We start from the raw sequence: 15,414 nt of genomic DNA, 5'->3' as shown, positions 1-15,414 counted from the left end.
AACGTTTTTTTATCATCAATCCATACATTCCATCATTAATAAATCACCTGCACTGTGTTCAATTGTGACGATGCCATCTTTTATGACATGATTGCTGCTTCCGGTTCTATATCCAATAGTTAGGCTGTCGTCTTTTAATGGATAAAATAAATTGTCAGAATGTATTCCAGTAACATGCCCAATGGGTATTAACGAAATGGGAGTATTTGCAGTGTACCATTTTTCGAATTTGTTTGGTAATAAAAATATTTTCGAATGGTCGTCTAAAATTACAATTTTCAATAAATTTCTATATCGAACAATATTCGTAAGATTGGTAATGGTATGATCGGCTCTTTTTCCTGTTGCCCAAACGACATTTACAGCCGGGATTTTACGATGAATTAAATAATCAAAAGCTTTTTCTAAATCGGTTTTATTTTGGTCTGGGGTGTGGATTATTTCAATAGGATATTGTGAAGTTTGGTATTGTTCCGGATTAAATCCTCTATCAAAATCCCCTAAAAGAACATCCACTTTTATGTCTAATTCCATGACTCTTTCCATGGCTGAATCCAATACAATTACTAAAGGAGACCATTCTAACAATTGTCCTAATAATTCTGAATTACAAGCTGCGCCATTGGCAATTATTAAAGCCGGTTCTTGGTCGTCGCGAACGATGTGATGTGAGGACATGAAGATTTTATATTTAGGATTGCTTATTTAAAATTTATGATGTAAAAGTAACTAAAAGTTATCATTTTGCCCCTTACGGAAATAGCCCAGATAAGAATGAAAAACAAAACAGGTTCTAAACTTTAGTTTTGTGTCAGTAGAAGAGCGACCAAAGGAAGCTCCTTATACTGGCTAGAAAACTGTTTAGAACCTGTTTTGTTTGTAATGGATAGCTGGATTGGCTCCTAATTATTCAATGGTATAGTTTTTAATGTCAACCTCGCTAAGTGAAAAATAACCCAAAGGATAATTTGTTGGATTTGTGGTGTTGATTATATTTCCTCTTACCGTTGCGGGTGGGGATTGAAACGGACTTCCGCCGTTATTCCCTGCGATACTTACTAAAACGTTGAGGTAATTGTAGTAGGATTTTGAAATTCCGTAATGGCTGATTTGGATTAAATCACCGGCTTTTAAATCTTCATTTTGGGAAATACTGAAGAATTTATTTCCATCAAAAAACTCATCTAGGTCTACGTAAAAATTAGATTTAATCTGATTGGAATAAATGTATTTGTACAAATAATAATTAGGTTCGTTAGCCGGATCCGTATAATAGGATTTGATTTCTATATCCTTACCTGTAAAACCTCCTTCGTTATTTTGAATGATTTCAGTTATTGGCGCTACTGATTTTAATGTTTCAGTAGCTGTGTACGTTGCACCGTCATTAATAACCGTTAATGTGTACGATTCATTTAGGACAGGAATGAAATTATTGCAAAAGTATTCTCCTTTATTTGCCGATTCGATAAAACTAAAAATGATATTTGAACTGTTTTTAATAGTGACAGTGGCTCCAGAAACTTTAGGAATCACACTGCTGTAATAATCAGTGGTTGTGGTTAATTTTATTTTTTGTTGATTTCCATCGGTTCCTTTTTTCCAATTTATGGATGCCTCAATAACCAGTTTCGGCGGTGCGGTATTTAAATCTATTGGAACAACATCTTGGCAACTATTTAAAAAAAGTGCAACTGTAATCCCTAAAAAATATATTATTTTTCTCATAATCTTTAAAATTTGAAGTTATAACTAACTGCAGGAACTACTCCAAAAATGGACGTTTTTACAGCCTCATTAATACCGGTATCTGTATTTTGTCTAAAATTGATTGAAGCGGCATTTTTTCGGTTATACAAATTGTAAATGCTAAAAACCCATTCTCCTTTCCAGTTTCGGTCGCTATTTTTGCGTGGCGTCAATGTTGCAGCAATATCCAGATGATGATAAGCCGGTAGTCGGTTTTCGTTTCTCAATCCATAACTGGGAACGGTTATTCCTAAGTATTCATATTGCCCATTCGGATAGGTTACAGGCTGTCCGGTTTGTAACGCAAAGTTAGCTCCAAAAGACCATTTTTCGTTTAAATTATAAGAACTGGTAATCGCAATATTATGCAATTTATCATAAACAGAATTGTACCAATTCCCATTGTTGATTCCTGTTTCAATTGACGTTCTTCCTGGTGTTTGTTGTTCAGATTTAGATAAAGTATAGGAAATCCAACCGTTTAATTTGCCTTCGTTTTTACGGAACATGATTTCCAAGCCGTAAGATCTTAATTCCCCATTTAAAATCACTTGTTCGATTGCTTTATTTGCAATTAGATTTGCACCGTCAATATAATCCAATCTATTTTTTACTTTTTTATAATAGGTTTCTACTTCCAAAGAATAAATTCCATCTTTTAGGTTTTTAAAGTATCCTAAAGCCACTTGATCTGCAATTTGGGGTTTTATAAAATTATCACTAGGCGTCCACACGTCAAGTGGAGTAGGAGAGGACGTATTGGAAATCAATTGTAAATATTGTACCATTCGGTTGTAGCTTGCTTTTACAGATTGATTTTCATTGATTTGATAGGCAAAAGAAAAACGAGGTTCCAGATTATTATAACTCTGAATGGCTTTATTTTTTCCATAGAATTTTGTGCCTATAGGAGTGGCTTTTTCATAAATCTGTAAATCCGGATTGAAGGTGACAGGATTATTATCAGCATAAATGTTTACGGTAGATTGCCCTAAACGGTAAAACATACTGTAACGAAGCCCATAAGAAAGAGCGATTTTTTTCGAAATTTCCTGGTCCGCATTCATATATAAAGCGGGTTCGAATGCATATTTTTTATCCAATTGATCAAAATTAATTCCAGAATTTAAATCAGAAGGTCTGATGGTTCCCGGATTAAAATCATAATAAATAGCACTTACGCCGTAATTCAATTTGAATTTATCGGAAATGTAATTCTTGAAATCGTATTTGATATTATAATTCTTGATGCCAGAATCCCATTTGAAACCTACAAAATCCAAATCCAATCCATAATAATAGTCACTATAGATTAACGATAAATTCGAAAATAATTTATCTGAAAATAAATGATTCCATCGTAAGTTTAAAGTGGAGTTTCCGTAAATATTAGTAAAGCTTTTGCTTAGGCTAAAAACATCTCTTCCAAAATATCCCGATAAATATAAGTTGTTATTTGGGGTCAATTTATAACTCAACTTGGTATTTAAGTCATAAAAATAAGCGGAGTTGTCTTTTTGATCTTTGGATAGTTTCAAGAATAAATGGGCATACGAACTTCGTCCTCCAATGAGGAAAGAACCTTTGTCTTTTACTATTGGTCCTTCGGCCAAAATTCTACTGGAGATTAATCCAATTCCTCCATTGACATGAAATCCTTTACTGTTACCGTCCTTTTGATAAATATCCAAAACCGAAGAAGCTCTTCCTCCAAAACGAGCCGGGATTCCACCTTTGTATAACTTTAAATCCTTTATAGCATCCGGATTGAAAACGGAGAAAAAACCAAAAACATGAGAGGAGTTAAATATGGTTGCTTCGTCCAACAGAATTAAATTTTGGTCAGCGCCGCCGCCGCGAACATTAAATCCGGACGCGCCTTCGCCGGCATTAGTAACTCCGGGAAGTAATAAAATGGATTTGAGAACATCCACTTCGCCAAGTACTACCGGCATTTTCTTAATAGCCGAAATAGAGAGTTTATTGACACTCATTTCCGGTTTCCGAATATCAGTTTTAGTTTTAGTATCAATAATGACTACTTCTTTTAAAGCGGTTTCATTACTTGATAATTTAAAATTATTCTTTGTGTTTAAGTCTAAATTTATTGATTCCTCAATAGTTTGATATCCTAAATAGGTGATTTGAACACTGTAATTTCCTTTTGGTACAGTAATAGAGTAAAAGCCATATTCATTGGTAGTTACACCAGTTTTTAATTCTGGGATAACAACGTTTACGCCAATTAATGTTTCATTGCTATTGGCATCAATAATAGTTCCGCTAAGTGTAAATTTTTGTTTCGCCGGTTCTGTGTCTTGTGAAAAGGAATTTATGGCTATGAAAAATAAAAGCAGGAATGTGCCAATTCTTTTTGAAATCATCTTTAGGGTTTTGAAATACAAATTACATTAATTATAAAGGTAATACCAATCGAAAAGGAATTAATTTTACTAAGTTGTTTAATTTTAAATGGCAATCCAATTTTTAGTTCATTCAGAATTTTATTTTTCAATTTTCCCTATAAAACCTAGATTTCCTCACTATTAGGAATGCTTTGTAGTTTTTCTTCGGCTTTCTTTTTTACAAGTTTATCAACTCGAAATAGAAAAAATATTGAAAGAATTGAAATGATAATAATTATAATTCCTAATGTATTATAATGTTCTAATGGGCTAAATTTATCTTTTTGGACAACAATAGTTCCTGCAAACGCAGCTGCAATACCACCAGCTATTTGCTGCAAAGATGAATTTATACTCATAAATGCTCCTCTGTCTTGCATTACTGGTATCGATGTTGATAAAGCTGTCGAAGGTACCATGCGGCTCATTATTCCCATCATCATAAGCACATTTAAAATGGCGACTAACCAAAGCGGAGTAACTCCAAGATTAGTATAAATTGCGATCATTACTATTGACCATATAGAGGCATATACAAATATTTTGAACTTATCAATTTTGTCGCTTAATTTTCCAATTAATGGCATGGCAACCAATGTAGATAATCCAGCAATCATGAATATAATAGGTAATTGATGTTGTGTGATATGCAAATTATTGATTGCAAAAGCGCTACCGAAAGGCATCATCATAAAGCCACCTATTGAAAGTAATGCAGTAGAAGTGAAACCAATCCTATAATCTTTTTTTGCTATAGTATGTGTTAAATGAGTAAATGGGGATTTTTCTTGTTTGATGCCAAGATGTTTATTGATTGGTTTTAGTTTAACTGCAATTAGAAGAGCCACAATAGCAGCCATTCCCGCTACCCATAAAAATGGTGCGTGCCAACCCCAAGTATTGGCAAGATATAAACCAATAGGGATTCCTAAAATCTGACTTGCTCCAAATCCCATTTGAATAAATCCCATTACTCGGCCTCGCTGATGAGTTGTAAATAAATCAGCAACAATGGCCATTGATATGGAACCTATAACTCCACCAAACAAACCTGTAACGATTCTGGCTGCAACAAGTAGTGCATAGGAAGTAACTAAACCGCATAAAATGGTTCCGGCAATAAAACCAACATAAAAGAATAATAGTAGTTTTTTACGGTCGAATTTATCTGCAAAACCGGCAGTAAGAAGCCCTGAAATTCCTGCACTAAAAGCATAGGCAGATACGACTAAACCAAAATGGGATGGTTTTAGATTTAATGATTTCATTAAGATATCACCCAATGGAGACATTACCATAAAATCAAGTATTACGGTAAATTGTGTTATGGCTAAAATAAAAATTGCAAATTTTTGATAGCCAGTTAATGATGTTGATTGTAGTTCTTTTTCGTTCATTTTCTTTTGCTTATTCTAATGCTGTACATTTGAAGTTTTGGTTGCCTATGAGTTGTATTATTTGCCTTTCTGATAAAGTTTCGCTTACGATTCGTAAAACACAATCAATATCTTCTTGGTCAATATTCCATTGGTGAATCTCTGAATGTTCATCTAATACACTCCTTATTTTTTGCTTATCGCTTTCGGTTTTTATATTGGTTGCAAAGACCAATATGTTCTCTAAATGGTTTTTCATAGTTATATTGGTTTTAAGGTGTTAATGCTTTTAGTACCAATTCAAATGCTTCATCAGTTGTTTTTTGAGTGAGTTTAAAAGGTCCTCCTCCAAAATTTTTCCCTTCGTTTTCAAAACGTAATAAAGAATAAAGTGGCCCATAGGCAACACTCCAAAATACTTCTACGGATATGGGAAGTAATTCTTTTTTTGCAATAGCATTTTTAAAAAAGTTACCCATTATGATTTTGAAATCGGATAAGCTTTCTTCCAAAATATAGTCTCTATAACTGGAATGACTCAGGAGTTCCCAACAAGCAACATTCAAAGGATATTTTAATGCAAATCGTGCTCTGTTTTCCCATTGTTTGCGTAAACCCTCTTTAAAAGGCATAGCTGCCGAAAAGTCTTTAACCATTTCACTAAAGAAATTTTGCCCAATTTCTATCCCGATTTTTTTTATCAAGTCGTCTTTATCGGCGTAATAAATGTATAAAGTAGCTACTGATACACCACTTTCTTTTGCCAATCGATTCATTCCAAAACCTTCAATTCCAAGCTTTACCAGCATTTCTATGGCTTTCTGTTTTACTATTTCTTCTTTGTTTGTATCTCTTGTTCGCATAACATTTTTTATTAACGAAGCAAAAGTAGTAATTATAAATGAATGTTCGCTTATTTATGAATAAAAAAATATAGGTGCTGAATTAATTAAACACTGGTCAAAATTCTAAAAATGAAAAAGTAGTATAAGTTTGGAATACCATGCTAAATATAAGTAATGCTCAACAAAAGAAATTATGTTGAGCATTTAATATCAATTCGTCTTATTGCCAATACAATTTGATATTGCTTTTTTTACCAAGGACTTATTTCGGTTTCGTCTTCAATATCGTTGCTAAAAAATTTTCCTGTAGGTCCATTCTCGTCAGTTAGCGTATGCTTGATAATGAAAGTAGCCGCACTTTCTACTGTTCCTGGGCCGCTATGGTGATTAAAATCGGTTGCTGTGTAACCTGGGTCAATCACATTTACTTTAAAAGGTAATTCTTTGAGTTCGTAAGCCAATACAATAGTATAGGCGTTCAAAGCGGCCTTTGAGGTTCCGTAGCTTGCCGTTTTAAACGGATAGTATTTCCAATTTGGGTCGCTGTGTAAGGTCAACGAACCCAATCCCGAAGTAATATTGCTGATTCTAGGGCTTTCGGATTTTTTGAGCAATTCTAAAAAGGTTTGTGTCACTTGTATTACACCAAAGAAATTAATGTCAAATACTTTTTGAATGTCTTCAATCGAGGTATCTGATGCTTGTTGCGGATTTGTTCCAAGAATTCCGGCATTATTGATTAAAATATCCAATTTGCCTTGCTCTTTTTCGATGGTCTTTTTGGCAGACAAAATAGAATCAAGATTAGTAACATCAATTTGTATTGCCTTGATGTTTTGAAATCCATTTTCGGTTAATTCTTTTACAACTACTTCACCTTTTTCAAGGTCACGAGTTCCTAAATAAACAAACAAACCTTTTTTTGAAAGTTGTTTTGCTGTTTCCAAACCAATGCTTCTGTTGGCTCCGGTAATTAATACGGTCTTCATTTTTATCATTTTAAAATTAATGAAGCAAAATTGCAACGTTTAAAAACGAAATCATTTGCCATTTGGCAAAAAGCAATTTATCGAATGTTTTTTCTAATTCTGCTCAATGAAGACTGGGTGATGCCTAAATAAGAACCGATATAAGAAAGTGGAACACGGTTGACTACATTGGGATATATTTCCAGAAACTTCAAATAGCGTTCTGTCGCATCTTCAGTAACCAATGGGCTTCTTCTTGATACTTTTTGCATCAATGCTTTTGAAATGATTTTATGTACAACTGTATCCCAACCAACGATCGTATCTAGCAGTTCTTGCCAATCTTTTTTTGAAAAAACAATCAGCTTGCAATCAGTAATAGCTTGGACATAAGCTGATGAACAAATCTCATTGTCAAAACTCTCAAAATCCACAACAAGATTGTTCTCTTCGATGAAATATTTAGTTATTTCTTCGCCTTTATTGTTGTAGTAGCAAACTCGGGTTATGCCTTCTAAAACAAAGCCAACTTGTCGAGAAATTTTTCCTGCTTCCGAAAAATACTCATCTTTCTGAAGGCTTAATTCAGTCGCTTTATTTGAAATTAGGTCAATTTGTTGTTGGTTTAAATTTCCAAACTGCAGTAGGTATTCTATAAATGCTTTCATGGTTGAAAGGTAATCAAAGTTTTTTTTAAAGAATTTGTCATTTGGCAAAAAAAGCATTACAAATCAATTGAATGACTGTCTAAACTCCAAAGTAGACATTTCAGTTTTATTTTTGAATAACTTGCTGAATGATGGTAAGTATTCGGAAACCTAATTCGAATAGAATTTAATCTAAAACGTAAAATCGAGCTATTAGCTTTTAGGGAAAGTCCAAATTGCTTATTTAAATAACGATTTATTTGTCGGCTGCTCCAGTTTACTTCTCAATTACTGAATAAAAGAGACTTAATTTTTTGTTCGTCTCCAAGAGTTTAAGAGCTATAAAATACACAAACGAGCATAAAAAAAGACAACCCTTTCGAGTTGTCTTTTAAATATATAAACTGAGATAAATTAAGCAGTTTTCAAAGCTGTAATTTTATCTAAAATAGTATTGAATGTTTCGCTAGGACGCATTGCTTTTTCAGTCAATTCAGGATTTGGTTGGTAATGACCACCAATGGCTTGAGGTTTTCCTTGTGCTCCAATTAACTCTGCATTGATTTTTGCTTCATTTGCTGCAAATTCCGTTGCAATAGGAGTAAAGATAGCTTTCAATTCTGCATTTTTATCTTGTGACGCTAATGCTTCTGCCCAATACATTGCCAAGTAAAAATGAGAACCACGATTGTCAATTTCACCAATTTTACGAGATGGAGATTTATCATTTGCCAAGAATTTCTCCGTAGCTACATCAAGAGTTTCAGCTAAAATAATTGCTTTTGCATTGTTTAATGTTTGTCCTAGGTGTTCTAATGAAGCACCCAAAGCCAAAAACTCACCTAGAGAATCCCAACGTAAATAACCTTCTTGTATGAATTGTTCGACATGTTTTGGAGCTGATCCACCGGCACCTGTTTCAAACAAACCTCCACCATTCATCAATGGAACGATAGATAGCATTTTAGCTGATGTTCCTACTTCCAAAATAGGAAATAAGTCAGTTAAGTAATCACGCAATACGTTTCCTGTTACAGAAATTGTATCTAGTCCTTTAATAATTCTTTCTAATGTGAAGTCAGTTGCTTCAATTGGATTAAGAATGCGGATGTCTAAAGCTGTTGTATCGTAATCTTTTAAATATTTTGTTACTTTTTCGATTAACTCTCTATCATGTGCTCTGTTTTCGTCTAACCAAAAAACAGCTGGAGTATTTGATAAACGAGCTCTATTAACAGCTAATTTAACCCAGTCTTGAATCGGAGCATCTTTTGCCTGACACATTCTGAAAATGTCTTTTGCTTCAACTGCTTGTTCCATTAGAATGTTTCCATTAGTATCTACAACACGTACAACACCGTCTGCATTCATTTGGAATGTTTTGTCATGAGAACCGTATTCTTCGGCTTTTTGTGCCATCAAACCTACGTTTGGCACACTTCCCATAGTTGTTGGGTCAAAAGCACCATGTTTTTTACAAAAATCAATTGTTGCTGTATAAATTCCAGAATAGCATCTGTCTGGGATAATGGCAATAGTATCTTGTTGTTTTCCGTCCTTATTATACATTTGTCCCGAAGTACGAATCATTGCTGGCATTGAAGCATCAACAATTACATCCGAAGGAACATGAAGATTGGTAATCCCTTTTTCAGAATTTACCATAGCCAATGCTGGTCCGTTTTCTATTGCTTGGTTTATTGCAGCTTCCACTTCAGCCTGCATAGGATGTCCTGCAATTTTTGCATATACATCACCTAAACCATTTCTAGTGTCAATATTCAATTCATTGAATAAAGCAGCGTATTTTTCGAAAACAGCGGCGAAATAAACTTCTACGATAGCTCCAAAAATAATTGGATCAGAAACTTTCATCATCGTAGCTTTCAGGTGAACTGAAAGTAAAACATTTTGTTTTTTAGCTTCTTTGATTGTTTTAGCAACAAAACTTTTCAAAGCATTCAAGTTCATAACAGAACTATCGATTATTTCTCCTGCTTTTAATGGAGTGCTTGCTTTCAAAACAGTAGTTGAACCATCTTTACCAACAAATTCTATTTTCACATCAGTAGCATCAGCAACTGTGATTGATTTTTCACTTCCGTAAAAATCACCGCTTTCCATAGAAGCTACTTGTGTTTTTGAGTCAGATGTCCAAGCTCCCATTGAATGTGGGTTTGCTTTAGCGTAATTTTTAACTGCTTTAGGAGCTCTACGGTCAGAGTTTCCTTCACGTAAAACAGGATTTACGGCAGAACCTAAAATTTTAGAATATTTAGCTTTGATTGTTTTCTCCGCTTCGTTTTGTGGTTCTTCAGGGAAGTCTGGCAAATTATAACCATGAGATTGTAATTCAGCAATAGCCGCTTTTAATTGAGGGACAGATGCCGAAACATTTGGTAATTTTATAATGTTTGCTTCTGGAGTTGTAGCTAATTGTCCAAGTTCTAATAAAGCATCTCCCGTTTTTTGATCTTCATTCAAAAATTCAGGAAAGTTTGCTAAAATTCTTCCGGCTAAAGAGATATCTCTAGTTTCAATTTCAATGTCAGAAGTTGATGTAAATGCTTGTACAATAGGTAGAAATGAATAGGTTGCCAACAAAGGCGCTTCATCAGTAAGGGTGTAAAAAATTTTTGATTTCTGTGTCATTTTTGTATTTTTATAATCGAATCACGGTTAAATGTAGCTTAAGTAAGGTCTTTCACTTGAAATAAGGCGGACAAATATATGAAAATCAGATGTAATAGCAGGCGCATTTTATATAGAAAAATGCGAATTTTTAGATTACTAACTTGTTATTCTTAATTTGTTAGTTTTATAGGTTCTATAATCCTAAATTAGGAATTTATGAGGGGAAAAATCAGCAAAAAAAAAGCCCCAACATTGTTGGGACTTTTTTATAGTAAAGAGATAGTTGACTATCTTCTTTTGTCTTTAATTTTAGCTTTTTTACCAGTAAGTTCTCTAAAGTAGAAAATTCTAGCTCTACGAACTGCACCTTTTTTGTTGATTTCAATTTTTTGTAAAGCTGGTAAGTTTACTGGGAAGATACGCTCAACTCCAATAGCACCTGACATTTTACGAATTGTAAAAGTTTCTGTATTAGCAGAACCTCTTCTTTGAATAACAACTCCTTTAAAAAACTGTGTTCTAGTTTTTTCACCCTCTCTAATTTCGTAGTAAACTGTGATAGTATCACCAGCTCCAAAAACAGGAAAATCTTTTCTAGCTACTAATTCGTCTTGAACGAATTTCATTAAATCTGCCATGATAATTTTTTAATTATGGTTTTTATTAAATCAACATTCACGGATCTCGCCAGAGGTTAACCTAATGTGGGCGCAAAAGTAAATAAAAAAGTTTAAAATTTAAAGTTTTTCTTGTTTAAAGTTTAGAAGTTGTTGAATACCAACTTTAAACCTCAAAATTTAAACTGATTTTTTACTCCTCCAGTAAATCCGGTCTTCGATTCTTAGTATGTTCATACGCCATATCTTCACGCCATTTATCAATTTTGGCAAAATTTCCGCTGGTCAAAACATCAGGAACTTTCCATCCGTTATAATCAGCAGGTCTTGTGTAAATAGGTCCTGACAATAATCCATCTTGAAAACTATCAGTTAATGCTGAGGTTTCATCACTCAAAACACCCGGAATCAATCGGATTAAAGCATCCGATAATACCAAAGCACCCAATTCTCCACCAGACAATACATAATCACCAATCGAGATTTCCTTTGTAATGAAATGGTCACGTACCCGTTGATCCACACCTTTATAATGACCGCAAAGGATAATAATATTTTCATACATCGACATCGTGTTCGCCATTTTCTGGTTTAGGGTTTCCCCGTCTGGCGACATATAAATGATTTCGTCGTAGGTTCTCTCACTTTTCAAATGCGTAATGCATGCATCAATAGGCTGTACCGTCATCACCATTCCTGCACCACCCCCATAAGGGTAATCATCCACACTTTTCTGTCTGTTGGTCGTGTAATCCCGTAGATTATGAAAATAAACTTCCACCAATCCTTTATCGATGGCACGTTTCATAATCGAAGCCTCAAATGGACTTCGCAATAATTCTGGGAGAACAGTTACAATATCAATGCGCATAATTTTGAATCTTAGTTTTAAAGCGCAAAGGTACAAAGTTTTTTTTCAGGAGCTATTTCCAGCTTTTCACTATATCTTTCCTTGCTTAAAGGAAGCAAGGAAAGGATGCCGTTTCAATCTGGGCTAGGGTTTTTTGGAATTAAGAGGTTTTAAAGAAGTTATTAAGTTTGAAATATTTTCTAAATTGCATTCCTGTTTAATCCGCAAACTTTCAAATAACCAAATCAACGAATCCCTCAATTCCCTTTTTAAAATTAATTTCGTAAATTTGCCCTTCAATAAAAATTATACAAAAATGGAAAATGGAATATATGCTAAATTCAACACCACTAGAGGTGCTATTTTAGTAAAACTAACACACGATTTGACTCCAGGAACAGTGGGGAACTTCGTAGGATTGGCTGAGGGAAACTTAGAAAATAAAGTAAAACCACAAGGGGTTAAATTTTATGATGGATTAAAATTTCACAGAGTAATTCCTGATTTCATGATTCAAGGTGGTTGTCCACAAGGGACAGGAACTGGAGATCCGGGATATAAATTTGACGATGAATTTCACCCAAGTTTGAAACACAACCGTCCGGGAGTTTTGGCTATGGCTAATTCAGGACCTGGAACAAACGGTTCTCAATTTTACATTACACACATTCCAACAGAATGGTTGGATAACAAACATACTGTTTTTGGACATGTAGTAGAAGGACAGGATGTTGTTGATGCAGTTGCTCAAGGGGATGTTTTGGAATCTTTGGAAATTATCAGAGAAGGGGAAGAAGCTAAAAATTGGAATGCAATTGAAGCTTTTATTACTTTTAAAGGTTCACGTAACAAACGTGACGCAGCTTTAAAAGCAGAGGCTGAAGCTGAAATGGAAAAGTTAGCGGCTGGTTTTGAAAAAACAGAAAGTGGCTTGCGTTACCAATTCATCCAAAGAGGAGAAGGTAAAAAAGCAGAAAATGGAAAAACGGTTTCAGTACATTATACAGGGCAACTTCCAGATGGTAAAGTGTTTGATAGTTCATACCCTCGTAAAAAACCAATCGAATTCCCATTAGGAAGAGGAAACGTTATTGAAGGTTGGGATGAAGGAATTGCCTTGTTGCGCGTAGGTGACAAAGCACGTTTCGTGATTCCTGCTCATTTAGGCTATGGATCTCGTGGTGCTGGAGGAGCAATTCCACCAAATGCTACGTTGATTTTTGACGTAGAATTAATGGACGTAAAATAGTCTTTATTCTAGTATAAAATTTAAAACCCAATAAACTTTATTGTTATTGGGTTTTTTTTATATTTGTTATTCTAAAGAACTAATTATGAAATCAAAAATAGTAGCAGCAGCAGCACTTGCAGTAGTTTTATTTTCGTGCGCTTCTAAAACGGTAGCGGTACAAACTGCTCCAACAGAAGTAGCGAAAACAACCGTACTTTCGCCAGAACTGGTTGAAGGAAAAAATTTATATGAAAATAGTTGTGCCAGATGCCATCAATTATATGCTCCAACTGCATATAGTAAGGAAAATTGGCAGCCCATCTTAACAAGAATGCAAGTGAAAGCGCATCTTGACGATGTTAAAATGGCTAGTATTTCAAATTATATATCTTCTCAATTGTAATATTTTTGTTTTTACAATTTTTTTTTTAAAAAAGTATGTTGGTGAAAGTCAATATACTTTTTTTAAATTAGATTTATTTCCATTTTATATTACAACCAATACTTGGTTTTTGATTCGGATTAATTATTCGATTGTAAATCACACCATCAATCGCACCTCGCAAATCATTGCCACTAAGAGGAATTCCATTTCCAGGTCGGCTGTCATCCAATTGACCGCGATATACTAATTTATTTTGGTTGTCAAACAAGAAAAAATCTGGAGTGCATGCCGCATCGTATACTTTAGCAACCTCTTGTGTCTCGTCATATAAATAAGGAAATTCCATTTTGTTTTCGAAAGCAAATTCAGTCATCAACTCCGGTGCATCTTGAGGATATTGTGAAATATCATTACTTGAAATAGCGATTATCCCAATTCCCTGAACACGATAATCATTAGCAATCATTACGATTTCTTCAATGACATGGCGTACAAACGGACAGTGATTACACATGAATAGTACTAAGGTACCTTTTTCGCCTTTTAAATCTGCAAAAGAAAACCATTCATTAGAATTAGTATCTTTCAAATGAAATTCAGGAGCAACAGTTCCAAGCGGAATCATTTTTGAAGCAGTTTTAGACATTTATGTTTTCTGGAGTTTAAGTTTTAAAAGCGCTCTTTTTAAAAGTTGTGAAGTTTTTTTAGATTTTAAACTTTAAAGTTATGAAAAAAGGATTGTTTCTAAACAGAAAATAGTAAATTTCGTTTGTAAAATAGTGTCATTGAAAATTGACTTTAAAACGAAAATAAATTTATGGAATTAACTTGGTCTGAATTTGAAAGAGTAGAAATGCGCGTGGGAACTATCCTAGAAGTAAATGATTTTCCCGAAGCTAGGAAACCCGCCTATCAGTTAACAATAGATTTTGGTTCTGCAATCGGAATTAGAAAAACATCGGCGCAAATAACGAAACGCTATCAAAAGGAAGAATTGAAAAACCGACAAATTATTGCTGTGGTCAATTTTCCTAAAAAACAAATTGGGAAATTCATGAGCGAATGCTTGGTCTTAGGAGCAGTAGGTGATGAAGGAGATGTTATTTTATTAGCTCCTGATTTTAAAATTGAAAATGGATTGCGAATCGGGTGATAAAATTAATTATTAATTTTATCAATTAATTGTTGCAATAGCATTTGTCCTTCTTCCCAAAATTCGAGATTTGATTCGGAATTGATATGTCCTTTTTGACCAATATTTATAAAATCACTTCCCCACATTTCAGCAAAATATTCCGCTCTTTGTACAGCTATATATGGATCATTTTCGCTAGTTACCACTATGGAAGGGAAATCTAATTTAGTCAATGGTATTGGTGAAAAATTCCAAATTTTCTCTGGTGTGTGCTCAGGGGAATCGACATCTGCAGGTGCAACCAGTAAAGCACCAATTATATTAGGATTATTATTTAAAGAAACCCAATGCATTACCAAAGAAACGGCAAGACTGTGTGCAACCAAAATAGTGGGCTTATCCAGTTTTAGTATCGCTTCGTTTAGTTTTGAAAGCCAATCTTCGCGTTGAGGTTCGTCCCAATTGTCTTGAATTACCTTAGTAGCATTTTTATATTTTTTGAGCCAGTAGCTTTGCCAATGTTTTTCTCCTGAATCACCCAAGCCTGGGATTACTAATAATTTTATTTCCAT

At 34.1% G+C, this 15,414-nt stretch carries 16 protein-coding genes; 3 read left to right on the top strand and 13 right to left on the bottom strand.

Annotation, left to right across the window (positions count from 1 at the left end; genetic code table 11):
- Positions 1–15 precede the first annotated feature (15 nt).
- The 11 genes from OA85_RS16755 to trmD form a co-directional block, all read right to left on the bottom strand.
- Entirely contained in the window at positions 16–678 is a 663-nt protein-coding gene (locus OA85_RS16755; protein ID WP_039110978.1) for a thiamine diphosphokinase, read from the bottom strand.
- A gap of 228 nt (positions 679–906) precedes the next feature.
- Complete coding sequence (locus OA85_RS16750; protein WP_039110977.1) at positions 907–1,728, bottom strand: DUF4249 domain-containing protein; 822 nt, start codon at positions 1,726–1,728, stop codon at positions 907–909.
- A 5-nt stretch (positions 1,729–1,733) separates the two neighbouring features.
- On the bottom strand, positions 1,734–4,133 hold the full coding sequence (locus tag OA85_RS16745; RefSeq protein ID WP_039110976.1) for a TonB-dependent receptor: 2,400 nt from the start codon (positions 4,131–4,133) through the stop codon (positions 1,734–1,736).
- 146 nt (positions 4,134–4,279) lie between these two features.
- Complete coding sequence (locus OA85_RS16740) at positions 4,280–5,551, bottom strand: MFS transporter (protein WP_039110975.1); 1,272 nt, start codon at positions 5,549–5,551, stop codon at positions 4,280–4,282.
- Between the two features lie 10 nt (positions 5,552–5,561).
- A complete protein-coding gene (locus OA85_RS16735) occupies positions 5,562–5,789 on the bottom strand; it encodes a hypothetical protein (RefSeq protein WP_039110974.1) in 228 nt (75 codons plus the stop codon).
- 13 nt (positions 5,790–5,802) lie between these two features.
- Positions 5,803–6,393 (bottom strand): TetR/AcrR family transcriptional regulator, encoded by a 591-nt coding sequence (locus OA85_RS16730; protein ID WP_039110973.1) that lies wholly within the window; start codon positions 6,391–6,393, stop codon positions 5,803–5,805.
- 233 nt (positions 6,394–6,626) lie between these two features.
- Positions 6,627–7,364 (bottom strand): SDR family oxidoreductase, encoded by a 738-nt coding sequence (locus OA85_RS16725; protein WP_039111017.1) that lies wholly within the window; start codon positions 7,362–7,364, stop codon positions 6,627–6,629.
- 77 nt (positions 7,365–7,441) lie between these two features.
- Positions 7,442–8,011, bottom strand: a complete 570-nt coding sequence (locus OA85_RS16720; protein WP_039111016.1) for a Crp/Fnr family transcriptional regulator — start codon at positions 8,009–8,011, stop codon at positions 7,442–7,444.
- A 393-nt stretch (positions 8,012–8,404) separates the two neighbouring features.
- Positions 8,405–10,642 carry an NADP-dependent isocitrate dehydrogenase gene (locus tag OA85_RS16715; protein ID WP_039110972.1) on the bottom strand — a complete coding sequence of 746 codons (2,238 nt, stop codon included), beginning with the start codon at positions 10,640–10,642 and terminating at the stop codon, positions 8,405–8,407.
- A 269-nt stretch (positions 10,643–10,911) separates the two neighbouring features.
- Positions 10,912–11,262 carry a 50S ribosomal protein L19 gene (rplS, locus tag OA85_RS16710; protein ID WP_035673785.1) on the bottom strand — a complete coding sequence of 117 codons (351 nt, stop codon included), beginning with the start codon at positions 11,260–11,262 and terminating at the stop codon, positions 10,912–10,914.
- Positions 11,263–11,434: 172 nt separating this feature from the next.
- Positions 11,435–12,112, bottom strand: coding sequence for a tRNA (guanosine(37)-N1)-methyltransferase TrmD (gene trmD, locus OA85_RS16705; RefSeq protein WP_039110971.1), 678 nt, complete (start codon positions 12,110–12,112; stop codon positions 11,435–11,437).
- A gap of 295 nt (positions 12,113–12,407) precedes the next feature.
- On the opposite strand from trmD, the gene OA85_RS16700 reads away from it, so the two are divergent.
- Positions 12,408–13,340 carry a peptidylprolyl isomerase gene (locus OA85_RS16700; RefSeq protein WP_039111015.1) on the top strand — a complete coding sequence of 311 codons (933 nt, stop codon included), beginning with the start codon at positions 12,408–12,410 and terminating at the stop codon, positions 13,338–13,340.
- An 85-nt stretch (positions 13,341–13,425) separates the two neighbouring features.
- On the top strand, positions 13,426–13,725 hold the full coding sequence (locus tag OA85_RS16695) for a cytochrome c (RefSeq protein WP_039110970.1): 300 nt from the start codon (positions 13,426–13,428) through the stop codon (positions 13,723–13,725).
- A 73-nt stretch (positions 13,726–13,798) separates the two neighbouring features.
- Here OA85_RS16695 and OA85_RS16690 read toward each other — a convergent pair whose 3' ends face one another.
- Positions 13,799–14,353: a thioredoxin family protein gene (locus tag OA85_RS16690; protein ID WP_039110969.1), complete on the bottom strand. Its 555-nt coding sequence runs from the start codon at positions 14,351–14,353 to the stop codon at positions 13,799–13,801.
- Between the two features lie 171 nt (positions 14,354–14,524).
- Between OA85_RS16690 and OA85_RS16685 the strand changes: the two genes are divergently transcribed.
- Positions 14,525–14,860 carry a tRNA-binding protein gene (locus OA85_RS16685; protein WP_039110968.1) on the top strand — a complete coding sequence of 112 codons (336 nt, stop codon included), beginning with the start codon at positions 14,525–14,527 and terminating at the stop codon, positions 14,858–14,860.
- 5 nt (positions 14,861–14,865) lie between these two features.
- On the opposite strand, the gene OA85_RS16680 is transcribed toward OA85_RS16685, so the two are convergent.
- Positions 14,866–15,414, bottom strand: a complete 549-nt coding sequence (locus OA85_RS16680) for an alpha/beta hydrolase (protein WP_039110967.1) — start codon at positions 15,412–15,414, stop codon at positions 14,866–14,868.

The sequence above is a fragment of the Flavobacterium sp. AED genome, assembly GCF_000812945.1.
GTDB lineage: Bacteria > Bacteroidota > Bacteroidia > Flavobacteriales > Flavobacteriaceae > Flavobacterium.
The sequence above is the reverse complement of the archived record's forward strand: the minus strand, read 5'-3'. Positions and strand labels throughout refer to the sequence as shown.